16 protein-coding genes are annotated in these 17,659 nt (G+C 69.3%); 7 read left to right on the forward strand and 9 right to left on the reverse strand.

Translation table 11 applies throughout. The annotated features are described in order from the left end of the window. Positions 1–273: 273 nt before the first annotated feature. Positions 274–1,089 (reverse strand): SDR family NAD(P)-dependent oxidoreductase, encoded by an 816-nt coding sequence (locus MOV08_RS00675; protein ID WP_275305734.1) that lies wholly within the window; start codon positions 1,087–1,089, stop codon positions 274–276. Positions 1,090–1,859: 770 nt separating this feature from the next. Here MOV08_RS00675 and MOV08_RS00680 point away from each other — a divergent pair. Beyond that, a complete protein-coding gene (locus MOV08_RS00680; protein WP_275305735.1) occupies positions 1,860–3,008 on the forward strand; it encodes a phosphotransferase in 1,149 nt (382 codons plus the stop codon). A 96-nt stretch (positions 3,009–3,104) separates the two neighbouring features. Here MOV08_RS00680 and MOV08_RS00685 read toward each other — a convergent pair whose 3' ends face one another. Then, entirely contained in the window at positions 3,105–4,052 is a 948-nt protein-coding gene (locus MOV08_RS00685) for an NADP-dependent oxidoreductase (RefSeq protein WP_275305736.1), read from the reverse strand. 154 nt (positions 4,053–4,206) lie between these two features. Further along, positions 4,207–5,334: a hypothetical protein gene (locus tag MOV08_RS00690; protein WP_275305737.1), complete on the reverse strand. Its 1,128-nt coding sequence runs from the start codon at positions 5,332–5,334 to the stop codon at positions 4,207–4,209. Positions 5,335–5,774: 440 nt separating this feature from the next. On the opposite strand from MOV08_RS00690, the gene MOV08_RS00695 reads away from it, so the two are divergent. Beyond that, positions 5,775–6,497, forward strand: coding sequence for a dienelactone hydrolase family protein (locus tag MOV08_RS00695; RefSeq protein ID WP_275311669.1), 723 nt, complete (start codon positions 5,775–5,777; stop codon positions 6,495–6,497). Between the two features lie 377 nt (positions 6,498–6,874). Here MOV08_RS00695 and MOV08_RS00700 read toward each other — a convergent pair whose 3' ends face one another. Continuing rightward, positions 6,875–7,192 carry a transcriptional regulator gene (locus MOV08_RS00700; RefSeq protein WP_275305738.1) on the reverse strand — a complete coding sequence of 106 codons (318 nt, stop codon included), beginning with the start codon at positions 7,190–7,192 and terminating at the stop codon, positions 6,875–6,877. Then, entirely contained in the window at positions 7,189–7,683 is a 495-nt protein-coding gene (locus MOV08_RS00705; RefSeq protein WP_275305739.1) for a hypothetical protein, read from the reverse strand. Before MOV08_RS00705 ends, MOV08_RS00700 begins: the two co-directional genes overlap by 4 nt. 452 nt (positions 7,684–8,135) lie before the next feature. Here MOV08_RS00705 and MOV08_RS00710 point away from each other — a divergent pair, with 452 nt between their 5' ends. Then, positions 8,136–8,930 (forward strand): CPBP family intramembrane glutamic endopeptidase, encoded by a 795-nt coding sequence (locus tag MOV08_RS00710; protein ID WP_275305740.1) that lies wholly within the window; start codon positions 8,136–8,138, stop codon positions 8,928–8,930. Between the two features lie 197 nt (positions 8,931–9,127). Here the strand turns inward: MOV08_RS00710 and MOV08_RS00715 are convergent, their stop codons facing one another. Beyond that, a complete protein-coding gene (locus MOV08_RS00715; RefSeq protein WP_275311670.1) occupies positions 9,128–9,505 on the reverse strand; it encodes a DUF4232 domain-containing protein in 378 nt (125 codons plus the stop codon). Between the two features lie 1,089 nt (positions 9,506–10,594). Here MOV08_RS00715 and MOV08_RS00720 point away from each other — a divergent pair. Beyond that, complete coding sequence (locus MOV08_RS00720) at positions 10,595–11,638, forward strand: PP2C family protein-serine/threonine phosphatase (protein ID WP_275305741.1); 1,044 nt, start codon at positions 10,595–10,597, stop codon at positions 11,636–11,638. A 66-nt stretch (positions 11,639–11,704) separates the two neighbouring features. Here the strand turns inward: MOV08_RS00720 and MOV08_RS00725 are convergent, their stop codons facing one another. From MOV08_RS00725 to MOV08_RS00735, 3 genes are all read right to left on the reverse strand, one after another. Continuing rightward, complete coding sequence (locus MOV08_RS00725) at positions 11,705–12,526, reverse strand: SGNH/GDSL hydrolase family protein (protein WP_275305742.1); 822 nt, start codon at positions 12,524–12,526, stop codon at positions 11,705–11,707. Then, a complete protein-coding gene (locus MOV08_RS00730) occupies positions 12,513–13,082 on the reverse strand; it encodes a PadR family transcriptional regulator (RefSeq protein ID WP_275305743.1) in 570 nt (189 codons plus the stop codon). Before MOV08_RS00730 ends, MOV08_RS00725 begins: the two co-directional genes overlap by 14 nt. Positions 13,083–13,602: 520 nt before the next feature. Next, a complete protein-coding gene (locus MOV08_RS00735) occupies positions 13,603–14,667 on the reverse strand; it encodes a hydroxymethylglutaryl-CoA reductase (protein ID WP_275305744.1) in 1,065 nt (354 codons plus the stop codon). 496 nt (positions 14,668–15,163) lie between these two features. On the opposite strand from MOV08_RS00735, the gene MOV08_RS00740 reads away from it, so the two are divergent. The 3 genes from MOV08_RS00740 to MOV08_RS00750 are packed head-to-tail and all read left to right on the forward strand — an operon-like array spanning position 15,164 to position 17,637. After that, the gene (locus tag MOV08_RS00740) at positions 15,164–15,460 is read left to right on the forward strand and encodes a hypothetical protein (protein ID WP_275305745.1); all 297 of its coding nucleotides are present in this window, start codon (positions 15,164–15,166) and stop codon (positions 15,458–15,460) included. Positions 15,461–15,520: 60 nt separating this feature from the next. Next, positions 15,521–16,984: a putative T7SS-secreted protein gene (locus MOV08_RS00745; protein WP_275305746.1), complete on the forward strand. Its 1,464-nt coding sequence runs from the start codon at positions 15,521–15,523 to the stop codon at positions 16,982–16,984. Beyond that, positions 16,984–17,637: a hypothetical protein gene (locus tag MOV08_RS00750; RefSeq protein WP_275305747.1), complete on the forward strand. Its 654-nt coding sequence runs from the start codon at positions 16,984–16,986 to the stop codon at positions 17,635–17,637. Before MOV08_RS00745 ends, MOV08_RS00750 begins: the two co-directional genes overlap by 1 nt. Positions 17,638–17,659 lie beyond the last annotated feature (22 nt).

Raw genomic sequence — 17,659 nt, forward strand, 5'->3', positions numbered from 1 at the left:
CGCAGCTCACCGGCCCCGGCGCTCCCCTTTCCCCGTGGCGCAGCGTCCGGGGCCGGCTCGTGCACTCGGATGCCGGACGGCGAGTGTGATGGCTCTGCCAGGCACCCGGTCTGCTTCCAACCGACCGGCCGGAGGCAGTACGCCCTGTGGGGATGGGCCTGGGTGGGCTGAGGTCGGCCGCCGCCTTGCTCGCGCCGCGGGCATGGAAATCCCCGGCGACGAGCATGGCTGGCGCTGGATGCCGTCCTGGCTCGGCCTCCCGTCGGGAGTCCGCTACGGGCGCGGGGTGCGCGCCTCGATCCGGTAGTCGAAGGCGGCACCGCCGACGCCGACCTGGGTCACCCCGCCGTCGACGGTGAGAACGGCCCCGTTGACGTAGGACGCGGCGGGCGACAGCAGCCAGTCGATCGCCTCGGCGACCTCCTGCGGATCACCCGGCCGCCGGGCGGGAGTCAGCCGGTTCGCCTCCTCGTATGCCGCTTCGGTACCGCCCGCCAGCCCCGCCTCCGCCGCGAACCGCGCCATCCGCTGGTCGGCCATCTCGGTACGCACCCAGCCCGGGCACACCGTGTTGGCCCGCAGCCCCTGCGGCCCGTAGTCGACGGCGAAGGAGCGGCACAGGTGGAGCAGACCCGCCTTGGAGGTCGCATAGGCGGCGTTGCCGACGCTGTTGCGGAGCGCGGCGACCGAGGCGACCGCGACCACCGCACCGCGGGTCTCCAGCAGATGCGGCAGCGCGGCACGCAGCAGCAGGAACGGGCCGGTGAGATTGGTCCGTATCAGCGCTTCCCAGTCCTCGACCGCGGTGTCGCCGACCGCGCCGCCCCGCCCGATTCCGGCGTTGAGCACCACACCGTCGAGTCTGCCGTAGGCCGCAACCGTCGTCTCGACGAGCTCGCGCACGGCCTGGGGGTCGGCGGCGTCGGAGGGGTGGGCCAGTGCTCCGGTCTCCTCGGCCACCCGGCGCAGTGGCTCGGGCCGCCGCCCGGAGATCACGACCTGATGCCCGGCGGTGCGCAGCAGCCGGGCGGTTGCGGCCCCGATTCCTGTTCCTCCGCCCGTCACCAGGACAACACGCTGTTCCGACATGGTCGTTCGCCTCCGAAGGTGGTCAGCTTCCGGTTCCCCGCACTGCAAGCATACGAAGCGCCGGCATCGTGGGGCCGACCGGATGCCGCTGCCGTCGACACCACGACAGGAACACGCCTCGCCACCGCTCACAGCTCACAGCTCACAGCTCACAGCTCACAGCTCACAGCTCACAGGATGACCATGTGGCGGCAGACCGACCGCAGCTCCGCCAGCGCCTGAGGACGATCACCCCAGATCAACGACCGCGGCCGGGCGGCGCCCTGACGGTGAGCGGGGCGGCCGGCCGACAGCCTGGGCAGAGTCTCGTGGCAGCGCACCGTCCGACCGGGGCCGCGCAGCGGCGGCACTCCGTTGGACGGCACAACGGGCGGCATGCCCGCGGCGAGCGGCCCGACAGCGCACCACCAGTGCAGGCTGCCCACCAGGCAGAAGAACCGGACGACCGACCAGGCACCCGGCGGCACAGCCGAGCCGGACCGGCAGCCGTGTGGCGGCCACACGACAGATGACAGCGGAGCAGTCTGCCGGCCGACGTCCTCGGCCGGTTCGTCTGTCCCCTCCGACCGCCGGAACCCAACAGCCGAGAGCACCTGTGCCACGGCCACCTGGGCCAGCCCCCGACGGTCGGCACCCCATGCAAGACGGACCGCGTGCATGGCCGAGGACGACAGTCACGCCTTCCTCGCTGAGCCACCACCTGCACGTCCCCGAGCCCGCGCCAGCCAGCCATTAGCCCGACCGTCCGGACCGCGGGCTACGCTGGCTCGATGATCGAGGACGGTGCCACTGACAAGGGCAGCGTGACCACGGTGCGGCGGATCGGCGAGACGATCCGCCGGCCGGTCGGCGAGTGGACGCCTGCGGTGCACGCCTTGTTGACCCACCTGGAATCGGTGGGCTTCACTCGGGCTCCGCGCGCCCTCGGCACCAACGGCACCGATGAGGTGCTGTCGCTGCTGCACGGCGAACCGGCGTTCTCCCCCTGGCCGTCGCCTCTGCGGTCGACCGGCGGGATCAGCGAACTGGGGTCCTGGCTGCGCGACTACCACGACGCTGTTCGGGACTTCCAGCCGCCGGCCGACGCACGGTGGCAGGGCCATGAGGGCGGGTGGAGGCCCGGCCTGATCATTCGGCACGGCGACCTGGGCCCGTGGAACTCCATCTGGCACGGCGACCGACTGGCCGGCTTCATCGACTGGGACTTCGCAGCGCCCGACCATGCCCTCGACGACCTCGCGCAGCTGGCCTGGTACGCCGTGCCGCTGCGTCCCGTCGAGCAGCAGCGAAGAGCACCCGTTGCCGGGGAGCACACCCTGCGAAGCCGCCTCAACGCCCTTTGCGCCGCCTACGGGGCGCGCCCGGCATCAGTTCTCGATGCGCTGGATGCCGTCCAGTCCGGCGAGGCTGCGCGCATCGAACGCCTCGGCCGGCAAGGCCACGAACCATGGGTAACGTTCCTCGCCCGCGGCGATGCGGCCGAGATGATGGCCGAGCGATCCTGGCTCCGCTCGGAACGTACGGTTCTCCTCGGCGGTTCGGGCGGCTGCGCACAGCCCGTCCCAACTGCCCCCTGCTCGAACCATTTGTGGCGCTGGCCGTACTGGCGGCCGTCTTCAGCTAGGCCGCTGCTGATGGCTCTTGGAGAAAGGTCGCGGAGCCGGGTGATGATCGTCGCGGCGAGCCGGCTGCGGCGGTTCGGCAACGGTGGACGGCAGAACCGGCGCCCGGGGTGTGGGCTGGTGGAGGGGCGATCGCAGGGGCCCGAGGGCAGGAGCACGGACTCGCACCAATCACGCCGCCCGACGCGTCCCGCCACCCGGGCGGCGGCCGGAACGGTGTCTGTCGGCGGGCGGCGGGCCCACGGCGGAAGGCAGGGCGATCGGCGTGCCGGGCCGGCCCCCGTACTGAGGTACTGAGCTACTGAGGCACTGATGGGGTAATGGGGTCGTCGGTCGGTGCGGCGAGAGTGTGTGCCGGGCGACGTCCGGCACACGGGGCTTTGCGGACACGGCCTACCAGGAGAAGTCCAGGACCAATCGGCCGCGTAGGCCGCCGGCCTCCAAGAGGCGGTGGGCCTTGGCTGCCTGTTCGGCGGGGAGCACGTCGGCGACATGCAGCGTCAGGACGCCCTCCTCTGCCTGGCGGCGCAGCGTGTCCAGCCGCTCGGTGTCGGTGAGGCCGTCCGTCACCATCACCGGGCACACGCGGATGCCGCGTTCGGCCGGGCCGGGCCAGCCGCGCAGCTCGGCCAGGCTCCCGCCGTCGGCGACGGCGGGCATGATCTCGGTGGTCTGCATGGAACCGTCCACGAGGCCGGCAACGCCTTCGGGCGCCAGCGCTCGGATGCGGGCGGCGACCTCGGGGCCGCGTTCGACGACGTGGTCGGCGCCGAATCCTCGTACTCGGTGGGCATCGTGCGGGGCGGCGTCCGCGATGACGGTCAGTCGGTCGGCCTTGGCCAGCTCGACCGCGTACCCCCCGACGGCACCGGCCGCACCGGTCACGGCGATGGTCCCGCCAGGCGGCACGGCCAGCGCGTCCAAGGCAAGGCGCGCGGTCATGGCGTTCATGAGCAGGGTGGATGCCGCGGGGAAGTCCACCCCCTCGGGGGCCGGCACCACCGAGGCGGCGGGCACGACGACGTGCTCGGCGTAGGCTCCGCCGTGCGCGCTGGTGAACAGCACCATGGCGACCACCGGTTGGCCCATGGCGAGGCGGGCGTCGGTCCCGGGTCCGAGCTGGTCGATGACTCCGGCGGCATCCATGCCAGGCACGAACGGGGGTTTCCGGTCGGGCATGCGCACGGCGTGGCCGCCGCGCCGCAGCAGGACGTCGGTCGGATTCACGGCGGCCGCGTGCACCCGGATGCGGACCTCGCCTGGGCCCACCTGTGGTTCGGGCAACTCCAGGACACGCAGGACTTCCGGACCGCCGAACTCGTAGACGCCAATAGCCTTCATACCCTGGTGCAACCATCCTCACAGGCATGGTGTTCCCTCCGCCCCACGCCGACGCCATTTCGCCAGGGCGCGTCTCCCGGCCGGCACGAGGTCATTGCGAATCGGCCGCTGACCTGTTCGAGGCGCATGTGATGCCGGAGGAGGAAGACCGAGCTCAGTGCGTCTGCCGCGTCGTCACTGTCACGTAGCCGACCTTTATGACGCGGTGGTGGTGGGCGACGATCGTCACGGGGTAGCGGCCCGGTTTGAGGCCGGTTCGGATGGTGGCCGTGTTGAGGTAACGCGGGTCATCGCCGTCGGCGGACTTGCTGTCGTCGCGGTGGAGGCGGAGTACCTGCGTGAACGCCGGGGACATGGCGGTCAGCCGCGTCTCCTCGCCCGGGTCCGGGACCGCGTCGTGCCACATGACCGCGACCCGCCCTGCGGGGCCGACGGTGAAGTCGTGCCGGTGGGGGGCATCGGCGTAGCCGAGGGTCGGGTCGTAGAGGTCGGGGCCGTGTGCCTTGCCGAGGTAGTCGGCGTCGCCGGGGCGGGATGCGCGGATCGTGACAGGCTTCTGGGCGATGCGGTGGCCGTGCGGGCCGTACAGCGTGAAGGTGTACGTGCCGTCGGCGAGGACGGGTGCGAGCTCCGTGCTGGCCGAGAATGCTCGGGGGTTGGAGAAGTCGTACCGTTCGTCGTGGACGAGTCGAACGGGCTGATGCAGGGCCGTGGATCGCACGGTGAAGTCGGTGCCCCGCTCACCGGGGTACAGGTCGTCGAAGTTCAGCCACAGCAGTTCCCCGGGCCGCGCCACCTCCGATGCGAAGGTGACGGTGAAGGAAGGGCGCTTGGAAGGCAGGACGTGGATCCTGTCGTGGGCGACGGTGTGGCCTGCGACGGAGACGTTGAGCGGGTACCAGCCGGGCTTGTCCGTCATCGCCAGCGGATGCGTGGCGCTGTAGGAGTCGTCGTCCTGCCATCGCAGCGGTACGGGCTCGTTGAACGCCGGCGAGTGGGCCGTCACCGCGTCACGGCCCTGGGCGCGGGTGAGGAAGTCGAGCCGGATGCCGACCAGTTGCCCGGGGCGGGCGTCGAGATTGCCTGTCAGCTCCAACGCGGGCGTGAAGGGTGTGCGGGTCGGTGCGCTGTCGCGGTTGCCTGCGGGCTTGTTCGCAGTCTGGTGCGTGCTGTGGGTGGACGCACCCGGGTTCTGCGTCGGCCCGCTCGCGTTTGCCGTATGGGCGCAGCCGCACAGCGCGAGACCGGCCGCGGCAAGTCCCACCAGTCTGGTCCAGTTCATGGTCTCCCCCATGTGGTTGGTCACAGGAGGAGAGGGTGGGATGGTGCTGTCGGTTGTCTGCGTCCGCGAGCCGACGGCACCGGCACGCGGGAGGGGAGGTGCCGGCGGCGCATCGTGTTCGATGTCCATGGGACACGACAGCACCCCAGCACCCCAGCGCGCCCGCCGCGCCGCAGGGCTTCGCCTCTGGAGGCCGTGATGAGGCTCCAGGATGCTCTGCGTAGTGTTCCGGCTGCGTGGCATCGGGCCACGGGGCCCGCGCAAAAACCGTTTGGCGGACCACGGCGACCGCTGCTACGTTTCCGGAGGCCGTGCGAGAGAACGAGGAGGTGGTACCCGTGAACGTATTGACGTGGGTGCTCTCCTCCGGGGTCACGGTCGGGCGATAGGTCGTCCGGGAGCGCCGTTCAACAGCACTCCCGAAAGGCATGACCATGGCCATTGACTTCACTTCTGAACAGCGCCTCGACGACGGCGTCCTCGAGCGCGAATTCACCCTCGGCGAGATCCCCGGCACCCTGTGGACGCCTGAATCCGCCGCACCGGCCCCGCTGATCCTGATGGCCCACAACAACGGCCTGCCCAGGAAGCAATCCCGGCTGGTGGCCCGGGCCCGGCACACCGCGGCGTACGGCTACACGGTGGCCACCATCGACGCCGCCGGGTGCGGTGACCGGCCCCGTTACGCCGCCGACGAGCAGGCTCGCGCCGACCTCCGCCGGGCCATGCAGGCCGGCGAGCCGGTCGACGAGATCTTCGAGTCGCTGGTCGGCTCGCTGGTCGCAAAGGCGGTCCCGGAATGGCAGGCCGCCCTGGAGGCCCTCCTTGCGCTGCCCGGGATCGACGGCCCGGTCGGGTACTCGGGGTGGACCGCCCTCGGCATTCGGCTGGCGGTGCTCGAGCCGCGCATCGCGGCCGCCGGTTTCTTCGCCGGGGGTTACGTGCCCCACGCCCAGCGCGAGGAGGCCCGGCAGGTCACCATTCCGCTGCTGTTCCTGCTGCAGTGGGACGACGAAGGGAACCCCCGACAGCGGGCCCTGGACCTGTTCGACGCCTTCGGCACCAAGGAGAAGACGCTGCACGCCAATCTGGGCGGGCACACCGGTACCCCGTGGTTCGAGGTGGAAGACGGGGACCGGTTCTTCGGCCGGCATCTGAAGTAGAGCCGGGCCGTCAGGCCGGCAGCAGACGGTAGCTGCTGCCGGCCAGGACGCCGCTCGCCGAGGACAGGCCCCGGCTCTCTCCTCGGCTCTCCTCGGTTCTCTACACCGCGGGCCCCTGCCAGCTCACTCGGCAGGGGCCCGCGCTGCCCGAAGTCACGGACTGTTCGTTTTCTGCAGAGCTTCGAGTGCTGCCCAAACTCGTGTGCAGGTGTTGTCGGTTCGCACTCGGCCACCCTCTCGGGGTGTCAATGCCTACCGGTTCGCGGGCCGGCGACCGGGGCTCGCGGGCGCGTTGATCATCGAGGTGGTCTCGGCATCATGGTGCTCGTCCCAGGCGTCGTCGTGCTTCGTCCGGCTTGCTCACACTGCGGTTCCCGTCAGGGCCCGACGATGGCGCGCAAGGCGGCGAGGTGCGCCTGGTATGCCTGTCGCCCCTCGGGGGTCAGGCGCAGCCACACGCGTTGACGGGTGTTGCGCACGGCCTTGCGCTGCTCGACGTAGCCGGCCTCCATCAGCACGGTGACGTGCTTGCTCAACACCGATGCGGACACATCGAGTTGCTCTTGCACCACTGCGAACTCGGCTTCGCCTGCGGTGTCGAGCAGAGCGCAGATGCGCAGTCGGTTCGGGGCGTGGATGGTGGTGTCGAAGCCGTCCATGGGCTCGCCGGTGCCGCTACGCGCGTCGGCCTTCATGCGGTTTTCCGGTGCAGGCGGACAAAGGCGCGGTGGAAGGCGATGGAGACCGCGGCGCCGATGCCGGAGGCGGCGAACAGCCATGCGGGCTGTCCGGTGCCGCGGAAGGCGGCCACTGCTCCGATCAGCAGGGCGGGCAACCCGATCGCGAGCGGCAGCGTGGCGCGTTTGGGCAGGACGTCCAGGCGCAGCGCGACACCGGTCTTCTTGCGCCAGGTGGCGGTGGCGAAGGCGAACAGTGCCAGGTACCCCGCGGTGGCGAGCACCATGATGATGCTCCAGGCGGGTTTCGGCAGCAGCCACTGGGGGCTTGTCGTCATGCCTCCGTAGACCGGCGGGATGGCGGCGATGTAGAGCGTCAGAACGGTGGCGAACCAGCGTGGCCAGGGGGTGGCGGACAGGGCGGCGGTGGATGCCTGGACGCGTTCGAGTTCGGCCAGGGTGGCGCGGGCCTGCTGTGGGGTGGGGCGGATGACCTCGTCGGTTTCCATGTTGGAAACACTAGCCGTGTGTTTCCAACATGGCAAGACGCCGCTTTCCGCTACGGAAAGCGAACGGCGCTCGGCGCACCGCACACCGCCGTACACGCGCAATGACGATGCCAGCGCGGTGGACGGAGAGGTCGCACATCGGATGCCGGGGGGGCGCCGCGCCCCGCCGCGCTCACCGTTGCTTGCGTCGGCGCAGGCGCGCGGAGCGCCATGGGTTCGACCGGCCGTGAGGGTGCCACTGCGGGCGGTGCCGGTACCTGCGGGCCACCCCTGGGACCGGGCCCGGACCGACCTGACGGCGGAGCAGACCCTGACGCGACCCGCCGGCCCGTGCCACATCGGCGCCGCATTCGCACCATTCCAGCGCCGCGCCAGTGCCATGTCAGTGCCATGTCAGCGCCATGTCCGCGGACCGGACGATCGTCCCCTGCATGGAACCCACACGGAAGCCCATGTCCACTACAGCAGGTGCTCGACCGAGTCGAATCGTCGAGCGGTTGCTGGCCGACCGCCACCGTCTGCCGCTGTCCATCGCGCTGCACCTTGCCCCCGGAGCCCTGATCGTCGCCGTCTACCTGCTCATCGCCGAACCGCTGGTCACGTCCATCGGCTATCCGCCGTTCCTGGGCTGGGCGGTCGCCATGCTCCTGGCTCTCGTGCCGTTCGAGCTCGGCCTACTGCTGTGGCTGGGCCGCCGGCGCAACGGCAGGTTCTCGCTGCGTGGCGTGGTGCACTACCTGGACAAGCCACTGCCGCGCCGGAATCTCGTCGCCCTCGTCATCCCCCTGATCCTTTGGTTCCTGGTGGTGTCGACCGTGCTCATGCCCATGGACAACTTCTTCTACCGGTTGCTGTTTCGGTGGGTTCCGTTCGAGGGTGCGGGCGGTGGACCCACCGACGTCCTCGCCGGATACCCGCACTCAGTCATGGTTGTCGCGCTGGCGGCGTGCATTCCGATGACCGGGCTGGCCTTCCCGGTCATCGAGGAGCTCTACTTCCGTGGCTTTCTGATGGCCCGTCTGTCCCGGACGGGCCGGTGGGCACCGGTGGTCAGCACGGTGCTGTTCTCGCTTTACCACCTGTGGACGCCGTGGGGGTTCCTGTCCAGGGTGATCTTCTTTCTCCCGGGGCCCTGGTCCGTCTGGCGGAAGAAGGATCTGCGGGTGTCGATCGGGATGCACGCCGGCACGAACTTTCTCTTGGGGGCGTTCGGCACGATCGCCCTCCTACTGAACCTCGTACCGTGAGATCCGGACCGGTCAAGGGGATGCCGTCCACGGTCGACGACTTCGACATCGAGCATGCCTTCCGCATGCTCAAGCAGAGACCGGGACGGACGAAGCCCCACTGCGCAGCTGGGCCGCGGCGGACCGCAGGCCAGCCTCGGACCAGCCGCGGACGGGAACCAGCGGACCGAACCCTCAGTCAGGCGTCTTCGCGGTGGTCAGTTGGCGATGCCGACCGGGTGGACCTTGATCTTCTCGTCGTAGGGGCCGGCCAGCTTCAGCGCCTCCGCGGGCCACTTCAAGGACACGCTGTGGGTCTCGTTCGGCGGCGTCACGATGATGTTGGTCGGCGACGCAAGACTGTCACCACTGAAGTCGACCGCGTAGGAGATGCTGAAAGTGGCAGTGTCACCAGGCTTCAGATCCGTGATGCGCGGCTGCTCACCACCACGGTGGACAGGAGCGGAGGTGCCATCGGCGTCCTTCAGGTCGACGCCCGCGAAGCCCGTCGCCGAGCAGGTCCCGCCACCCTTGTTCGTCATCTGAACGGTCACCTCGCCCACCTTCTGGTCGGGCGAGCTGTCCACGGCCTCCATCACCAGGTCGCTCGTACGGCAGAACTTGCCCTTCCCCGAACCGCCTCCGGAACCAGCACGGGACGAGGCAGTACCACCGGAACCGGCGTGGGAGGAAGTGCCGCCGGAACGGGCGTGGGAGGAGGTGCCCTCGCCAGAGCCCGACTTCGCGTTCCCCGCCGGAGCATCGGCACCCTGCGCTCCGGCCGAAGAACCCGCACCACTGGCCTCGGCAGCCACACCCCCGCCCGACTGCCCCCCGGCTTGGACGCGGCGCCGTCCGAACCGGAACAGGCCGTCAAGGAAAACGCGGCAGCCACGGTCAAGGCCGCGCCCGCAACACGCAAGGTACGGCGACGAACGATGCGGGCAGTGGCAGTGGCAGTGGTGCTGGAGCTCATTTCGGACTCCCCCCGGGGAAGTCGGTGTCGGTCTCTCCTGCGTACGACACCCACTCTGGCCAGGGCCACTATCACCAGGCTGACGCTCCACTAACACCCAGCTAACTGGCCGATCCAAGGGAGCGCGGCGGCACCTGGTCCCGCCGCGTTCGCCTTGGCCTGGGTGAGCCGCGCGGGCCCGCGCGACGGCCGGCACCCGGCCAGGGACAACAGGTGGCGATCCGCCCCCGGCGCGGCGGCTCAGTCGGTGGCCGTTCGGAACCGCCGCACCGCCGCACCGCCGCGCCGATGAGCCGTCAGCGCTTTGGTGCGGCAGTCGGCAACTGGGCGAAGTCCTTCGTGGCAGGCGGCCCTAACGGCCAATCGGAGGAGAGGCGGGGTAGGCGTGGGCGGCAGTCCATGCCCAGGAGCGGACCCCTGCCGTTCGGCAACTCCTACGGTGGACGTCCGCCAACTGGTGCTCAACGCCCTCGGCCCCGCCCGCGCCGCGCCGGTGCGCTGTGCACTCGGGCCGACTCTGTTCGGGCGCGCTGGCCGGTGAAGTCGCTGCCGAGGCCGGGATCGTGGTGCCGCATCTCACCCAGGCCGGCCGATAACAGGTGGCCGACTCCGACCCACCAGAGCGATTTGTTCTCTTTGTGTAGATATTCTGTGGCGTGTGATCGAGTCTGGACGGCGGCGGCTCCTTCGAGGCGGCCGGTGGAGGCTTGTGCGACTCTCGCCGGTCGTCCTGACCGTCGTCATCGCCAGCCTGGCATACACCACTCCCCCCGAAATGGCCTTCAGCCGCCTCCTACCCGCCGCACCGGCCCTCGCCGCCGCCATGTGGCCAGTACTCCCCACCGTCCTCCTGGGGACCGTCTGCCTCTTCTTGATGATCGGCCTGAGCATCGTCTTCCCCGGCCTGGGAACATGGTGGACAGCCGCAGGCATCATCGCCGTCACCGTCGCCGCCGCATACGGAAGCCACATCCGACTCCAACGCGAGCGAACCCTCTTCCAGCTACGACTGGTCGCCGACGCAGCACAACAGGTAGTACTCAGCCCGATGCCACGCCGCTTCGGAAGCGTCGAAATCGACTCCCTATACCTGGCAGCCGCGGCAGAAGCCCGCATCGGCGGAGACTTCTACGAAGTGATCGACACCCCATACGGCGTCAGGCTGCTCATCGGCGACGTACGAGGCAAGGGCCTACCCGCAGTCGGAGCAGCCGCCGCGATCGTCAACTCCTTCCGAGAGGCAGCCTACGGCGAGGCCGACATGGTCAACGTGGCGCGCCGGCTGGACGCCAGCAGCACCCGCTACAACGCCGCCTTCCCTCCCGAGGGGCCGATGGAGCGCTTCGCCACCGCCCTCCTCGCCGAAATGCCACACGAGGGCGGACGGATCGAGATCCTCAACTGCGGACACCCCCCACCCTTGCTCCTCAACCACGGGAAACTACGCACCCTCGAACCCACCACCCCCTCACCCCTACTCAACCTCGCAGGACTCATCGGCGATCACTACACCATCGACACCTTCGACTTCTCCCCCGGCGACCTGCTGCTCCTCTACACCGACGGAGTCACCGAAGCCCGCGCCCGCGACGGCGAATTCTTCCCGCTGGCGGCCTGGATGCGCCGGCAGCCCCCGACACCGCCCCGTGAGCTGCTCACAGCTCTCCACCGCGACCTCCTCCACTACTGCAAAGGACGCCTCGACGACGACATCGCCGCCCTCGCCGTACGCCTGAGTGAACCCCCGGAATAGACCCGGCCCAGGCCGAGGCCGCCTGTCGCCTCCAGACGGCCGGCCGGGCTGGTCCAGGCAGTCTGCTCAGCTGGGCTCTTCGCCGTGGCGGGGGCTGGTGGGTGTCTGGACGGGAAGGAGGTGCGGGCGTTTGGCGGTGTGGCCCTCGCCGGTGGATCGGCCGCGCAGGCGTCTGCCCAGCCAGGGGCCGAGGAAGGAGGTGGCCCAGCGCAGTTCCTGCGCGGCCGCGCGCCACCCGACGGCAGCAGCCGTCTTCGCAGGTGGCAGGGGGTGGGTCCAGGTGTCGTCGCTGTTGGGCAGGGCCAGGGCATGGGCGACGGCCGCGGCGATCCGCCGGTGGCCTTCAGGACTGGCGTGGAGCCGGTCCGGGCTCCACAGGCGGGGGTCGGTGACCACGGGGTGGTGGCTGGTCTCGGCGACGGTGACCCCGTGGCGACGGGCCGCCTGGCGGATGCGTTCGTTGAGGGCCGTGACGCGGGAGCTGAGCGGTCGGGCGAGCGGGGTGATGCGTGCGACGTCGGGGAAGGTGAGGGTGGCCACGCGGGCGCCCTGGGCGGTGAGTGCGGCGAACATCGCCTCCAGGTGTTCGGCGACCTCGTCGGCATCGAACCGTGGCCGCAGCAGGTCGTTGACCCCGGCGACCTCCGTGGCCAGGTCGGGGCGCAGGGCAAGGGCCGGGGCGAGCTGCTCGGCGCGTACCTGTCCGGCGAGTCGGCCGCGTACGGCCAGGTTGGCGTACTGCAGGGCGCAGTTGTGCTGTGCGAGCGCTTCGGCGAGTCGGTCGGCCCAGCCGCGCAGGCCGACCGTGTCGTCGCCGTCGCCCAGGCCCTCGGTCTGGCTGTCGCCCAGGGCGACGTAGCGGGCGTACGGCGGGTCAGTGCCTGGCATGGGTCGCCTGCCTGTCCCGCAGGATCGCGATGGTGTGTTCGCACCAGTCGTGGTTGCCCTGTTCGAAAGCCAGGCCGCGCAGACAGGTCAAGTAAGGGCCGATGCGTGCGCCGTGGCGCAGGAACTCCGCTTCGGTGCGCTCGCCGCGCATGGTGTGCAGCAGTCGGCTGAACAGGTCGGTCTTGGCCCGGGCGAAGGCGGCACGCTCGGTCAGCTGCGCGATCAGCGTGTCGGTGTCGACATGGTCGGCTGCCTGCACCTTGACGGCCAGGTCGTCGCGGATGAAGGAGGGTTTGGTGGCGGTGGCCGTGAAGCGCTCCAGTTCCGCCAGGCCGGCGTCGGTGACCCGGAACAGGCGTTTGTTGGGGCGCGTGTCCTGGACCACCTCGCGACCGGTGATCAGGGCGTCCTTCTCCAGTCTGGTCAACTCGGTGTACAGCTGCTGTGGTTGGGCGTACCAGAAGTTCGCCACACCCAGGTCGAACGACTTGGCCAGCTGGTATCCGCTCAGTTCTTCGTCGAGCAACGCCGCCAGGACTGCGTGACGCAAGGCCATTGCCTCGCCTCCCTCTTGTTGCGCCTGCTTCCGCTTGTCCGTGGGGGACGCCGCTCAGGATACTCAAGAATATGAGTAATCAAGTGCTTGATGATGTGCTTCGTGGGGCGCTGTGGCGCGGGCACGCGTATGGCCATGGCGGCTTTCGAGCGCGATCGGGGGCAGTGCGCGCAGGGCGCTGGGTGTGGTCGTGGCGGACCGGACCTTCGCCTCGACCACACCCGCGTGACCGCCCGGGAGAGGGCGTCGCCGGCGGAGGGGACGTCGACTCCGATACGCGTGCGGCAGGCGCGAAGGAGGTTCGACGAAAGCGTCACCGGCGGATCCGGTCTCACGTCACCGCAGGATGCGGAGCGATGTCACCGTGCTCGATGAGTCGAAGGCACCTTGGTCATAAGCGCCTTGGGCGAAAGCGCCCGGTCCGAAGGCTCCTTGGACGAAGGCTCCTTGGGCGGCGCGGAGTTGACCGTGTGCGGATGACAGGCGAAGCCGAACATCCCGGTGGCGTCGCAACCGGATCTCACGCCGCTCCGCTGTGGCTGACGTTGTTCTCGCGTTCCAGGTGGAGGTGTGCGCGCATGAGCTCGCCCGGGTTCGTCAGCGCCGCCAGGGTCGAGAGTTCGCCGCACAGCACCGTGGCGGCCGCGATGACGGCGAGTCGGCGTGCGTTCTCTCCCGGTTCGCGCTCGGCCCGGCAGCCGAGCCGCGTCAGGTTGGCCTCGACGAAATCCAGGCCCTTGCCGTTGCCGACGGTGCCCACGATCAGGTTCGGCAATGTGCACGAGAAGTACAGGTCGCCCTCTCGGTCTTCGGCCACGGTCACGCCCTGTGAGCCTTCGACGATATTGGCGGCGTCCTGGCCGGTCGCCAGGTAGAAAGCGAGCAGCATGTTCGCATAGTGGGAGTTCGCCGAGCGGATTCCGCCGGCGAGCAGTGTTCCGATCAGATTCTTGCGCACGTTCAGCTCGGCTATCTTGGCGGCCGTTGTGTGCAGCATGTCGGTAACCACAGCGCGCGGCACGAGCAGTTCGGTTACTACGTTCTTTCCACGGCCCAGGATTCCGTTGATGGCGGTCGCTTTCTTGTCGGTGCAGTAGTTACCGGAAATCGATCCGTAGGAGACTCCGGCAATGTTGTGCAGGAGGTGACTCAAGAGCGCGTCGGCCGCGAGCGTCGCCATGTTGTGGCCGGACGCGTCGCCGGTGCTGAACTCGAACCGGATGAACAACAAGTTGGCCGTGATCTCGTGCCGGATGCCGACCAGTTCGGCGAACCTGCTGCAGGTGCGCACGACCTTGGCCAGGTCCTCGAAGTGCATGTCGAGCCAGCGCGTGGCCGCGTATGCGGTCGGCGCGTCTTCGGCTTCGAGGAGCACCGAGCGGGTCATCCGTTCGTCGACGAGGGTGGCGACGATGCCGCGCTCGGTCTGTCGGGAGATTTTGGCGCCGCGGCCCACGGAGGGCCACAGCGGTGACTCGTAGGTGGCGAGCGGGACTTCGGTCTCGGTGGTTGCGACATTTCCCGAAATTCTCAGTGGTCCTACCCACCTCATGGGGACCCCGGCGATTTCGTGGACGTCGTTCATCCTGCACTTCCCGTCGTCTGGTGGGGTGCGAAGGAACCGGAACGTGTGCTCCGTCGCACACGTCTCGATCTCCGCGGTCGGTGTGAGGCAGCGTAGAAGGCCGTGGATCTTCAGGGCGCACCGGGCCGGGTCGGCAGGGCGACGTCGTCGAGCCGTTCCTGGGCGCTCTCGGTGCGGCGCGTTCGGTGCGGGTGGGTGCCGGTGTCAGGCGCCTGTCGTCCGCGGTCTGTTGGACCTCTGTGTCTGGCGCCCGATCAGACGGGCTCGTGCGCGCTGGAGGTACCTGTGGGGTGCGGTGTGGCTTCCCGATCCGCAGGGTTCGGGGCAGGGGCGCATGTTCCGCGGCTCACGCGTGTGTGCTGGTGAGGTTGGGGGTGGGGTGGGACGTGGCCCGCGATTCGTCCCGTCAACACCCAGGCGATGGTAAAGCACCGGGCAAGGAAGGGTAATGTACGAGGGTGGTCGTGCCGAAGCGCAGACATCACCAGGGGGGCACATGGGCGGCTATTTCAAGGTCGAGGCAGACGGTCTCGGACGTCTGCTGAAGGATCTGCACGACAGCCAGGACAACATGCGCAAGGCACTGGGTGCGCTGAAGGACACCGGCCCGAAGTCGATGGGAGCGGAGGCGCTGGACAACGCCTGCGACGAGTTCCACGACAGCTGGGACAACGCCATCAAGAAGATCGCGGACGGCACCCAGGCCATCGAAGAGAAGCTCAAGCAGGTCAAGCAGAACTACGAGTCGCTGGAACACACGCTGCGCGACGCCTTCGCGAAGAACACCAAGTAGGCGCCAAGTAGGCACCGAGCAGCGCGCACTCCGCCAAACCGTCCTTCTCCTTGACCTCCGATGGGTGATTTCACGACCACGCGGGACTTCCCTGCTCTCGGCTTCAATCCGGCGCCCGGCGACCTGGGCTCCGTCGATGCCGTCACCGGCAAGCTCGATGCCGCCAAGCGCTCTCTGGACTCTGCCCATGCCGTTCTGTCCCGCATCGGCAAGGGCGATGGTCAGTGGCAGGGCGAGGCGGCGAGCGCGTTTGCGGAGAACGTCGGCGACCTGCCGAAGTACGTGAGCGACAGTCGCGATGCCATGCGTGATGCCGTCACGCAGCTGCGCTCGTGGCATTCCGCGCTCTCCTCGTACCAGAGCAAGGGGCGCCAGTACGAGTCGGAAGCCGCCTCGGCCAAGCAGACGGTGGCCACGCGGAAGACCGAGAACGAGCGCGCGGTGCAGGCTTACAACGAGGCTGCCGCCAACCCGGACCTGCGCCTTGCCGGCACCTACTACACCGACCAGGCTGCCTTGGACGCCGCGCAGAAGAGGATCGACGCGGCCAGCGACCGCCTGGACAAGGCAGACACGGCCCTCGACACCGCGCGCAGCCGCCTGGATTCGGCCACCGAGGAGCTGGAGGGCATCGTCAAGAAGGCCGAGGAGCTCCTCGGTCATCATCAGGACGAGGCCCGTGGCATCGCCGATCGCATCCGACGCGCCACGGAGAACGCGCCGGACCCAGGGTTCTGGGAGAGCCTGGGCGACTTCTTCACCCGCATGGGACACAGCATTCAGGAGTGGTGTGCCAAGCACGCCGACCTGTTGAAGGAGATCGGCGACTGGCTCTCGATCGCCTCCAGCATCCTGGGGGTCGCCTCGCTCCTGACCATGTGGTGCCCGCCTCTCTCCGGCGCCCTGGCCCTGGCCAGCGCAGGGGCTTCCCTCGGTGCCCTCGCCACGCACGGGGCAGCGAAACTCGGCGGAGCCGATGTGGGGGTCATGGACCTGGTGGGCGACGGGATCGGGGTGATCCCGTTCGGGAAGTTCGGCGCGGTCGCGATGAAGGGGGCCAAAGTGCCCATGAAGCTGGTGCAGGTGGAGGGCCGCACCGTCGCCTCGATCGACAAGGTGAACAAGATCCGTGCCCTGCGTGAGGCCGGTTTCACCGGTCAGGCCCTGGAGGGGAAGTCCCTTTTCGGGATGGGGAAGGAATACGTGGGCGGCAGCAAGGCGTTTTCCACCACGGGGTTCGGCAACCGCATGAAGCTGGCCTGGAACAGTCACGTCCAGGACGTTGCGGGCGCGAGCATCAAGGAGGCGGGGATCAGCAAGGGCCTGACCAAGGTCCTCGACAGCGGCCTGACGCCCGATGCGGTCAAGACGTCGCTGCGCGGTGCCATGCGGGCCGACGGCTCCATCGACCCGCTGTCCTGGTGGTCCAAAGGCCCGCAGGTGGCCCAGCAGTTGCCAGGCATCGCCATCGATACGCACACTCAGCTCACCGATACCGGTGCGCCGGCTGCGGGGAGGCTGTGATGTCCCTGTCCCCGCAAAGCGTGTCGATCACCGTGGACACTCCGGAAGGTTTCCACGATCTGCCGCTGCACCTTCCCCCGGACGTCCTCGACGCTGCCCTGTGGGAGCTGGCGGAGAGAATCTGGCCGGGGGGTACGGAGTTCCAGCGGGAGACCACCGCGATCGTCTACTCCGACCTCACCACGGCCCTGACCGCCGACGACGTCCTGCACGCAGCGGTCGCCCTCTACGAGACGGAGGACGGCGCCGCGAGCACCGCTCATCTGCTCGTACGGGCGCAGGCCGTGGAGCCGGAGGCCCCGGAAGTCGTCGCCGCCTCGTTCCAGGAGACACTCTCCTTCGAGGAGCACCGCAACGTCGCCCGGGTGGATCTGCCCTGCGGCCCGGCAGTGCTTTCTCTGCACGCCACCGAGACGGAGGGCGAGGCCGTCCTGCCGGCACTGGAGTTCGCCCAGGTCGAGTTGTACGTCCCGGCTCCGGTCCGAGGCTGGCTGATCGTGCTCGCTCTGACGACACCGTGTTTTGCCGACCTGCCCCGGTACACAGGCATCCTGCGGCAGATCGGGGAGTCCTTGGTCGTCCGCCCCGCCGAGCAGGCGGACGAGCCGCCGAAGACGCCGGCGGCCGGCGATGTGCGTGCGGTGTTCGGGTAGGCCGGAGCATGGATGCAGCGGA

It is taken from the genome of Streptomyces yunnanensis (assembly GCF_029011865.1).
In the GTDB taxonomy this organism is placed as follows: domain Bacteria; phylum Actinomycetota; class Actinomycetes; order Streptomycetales; family Streptomycetaceae; genus Streptomyces; species Streptomyces yunnanensis.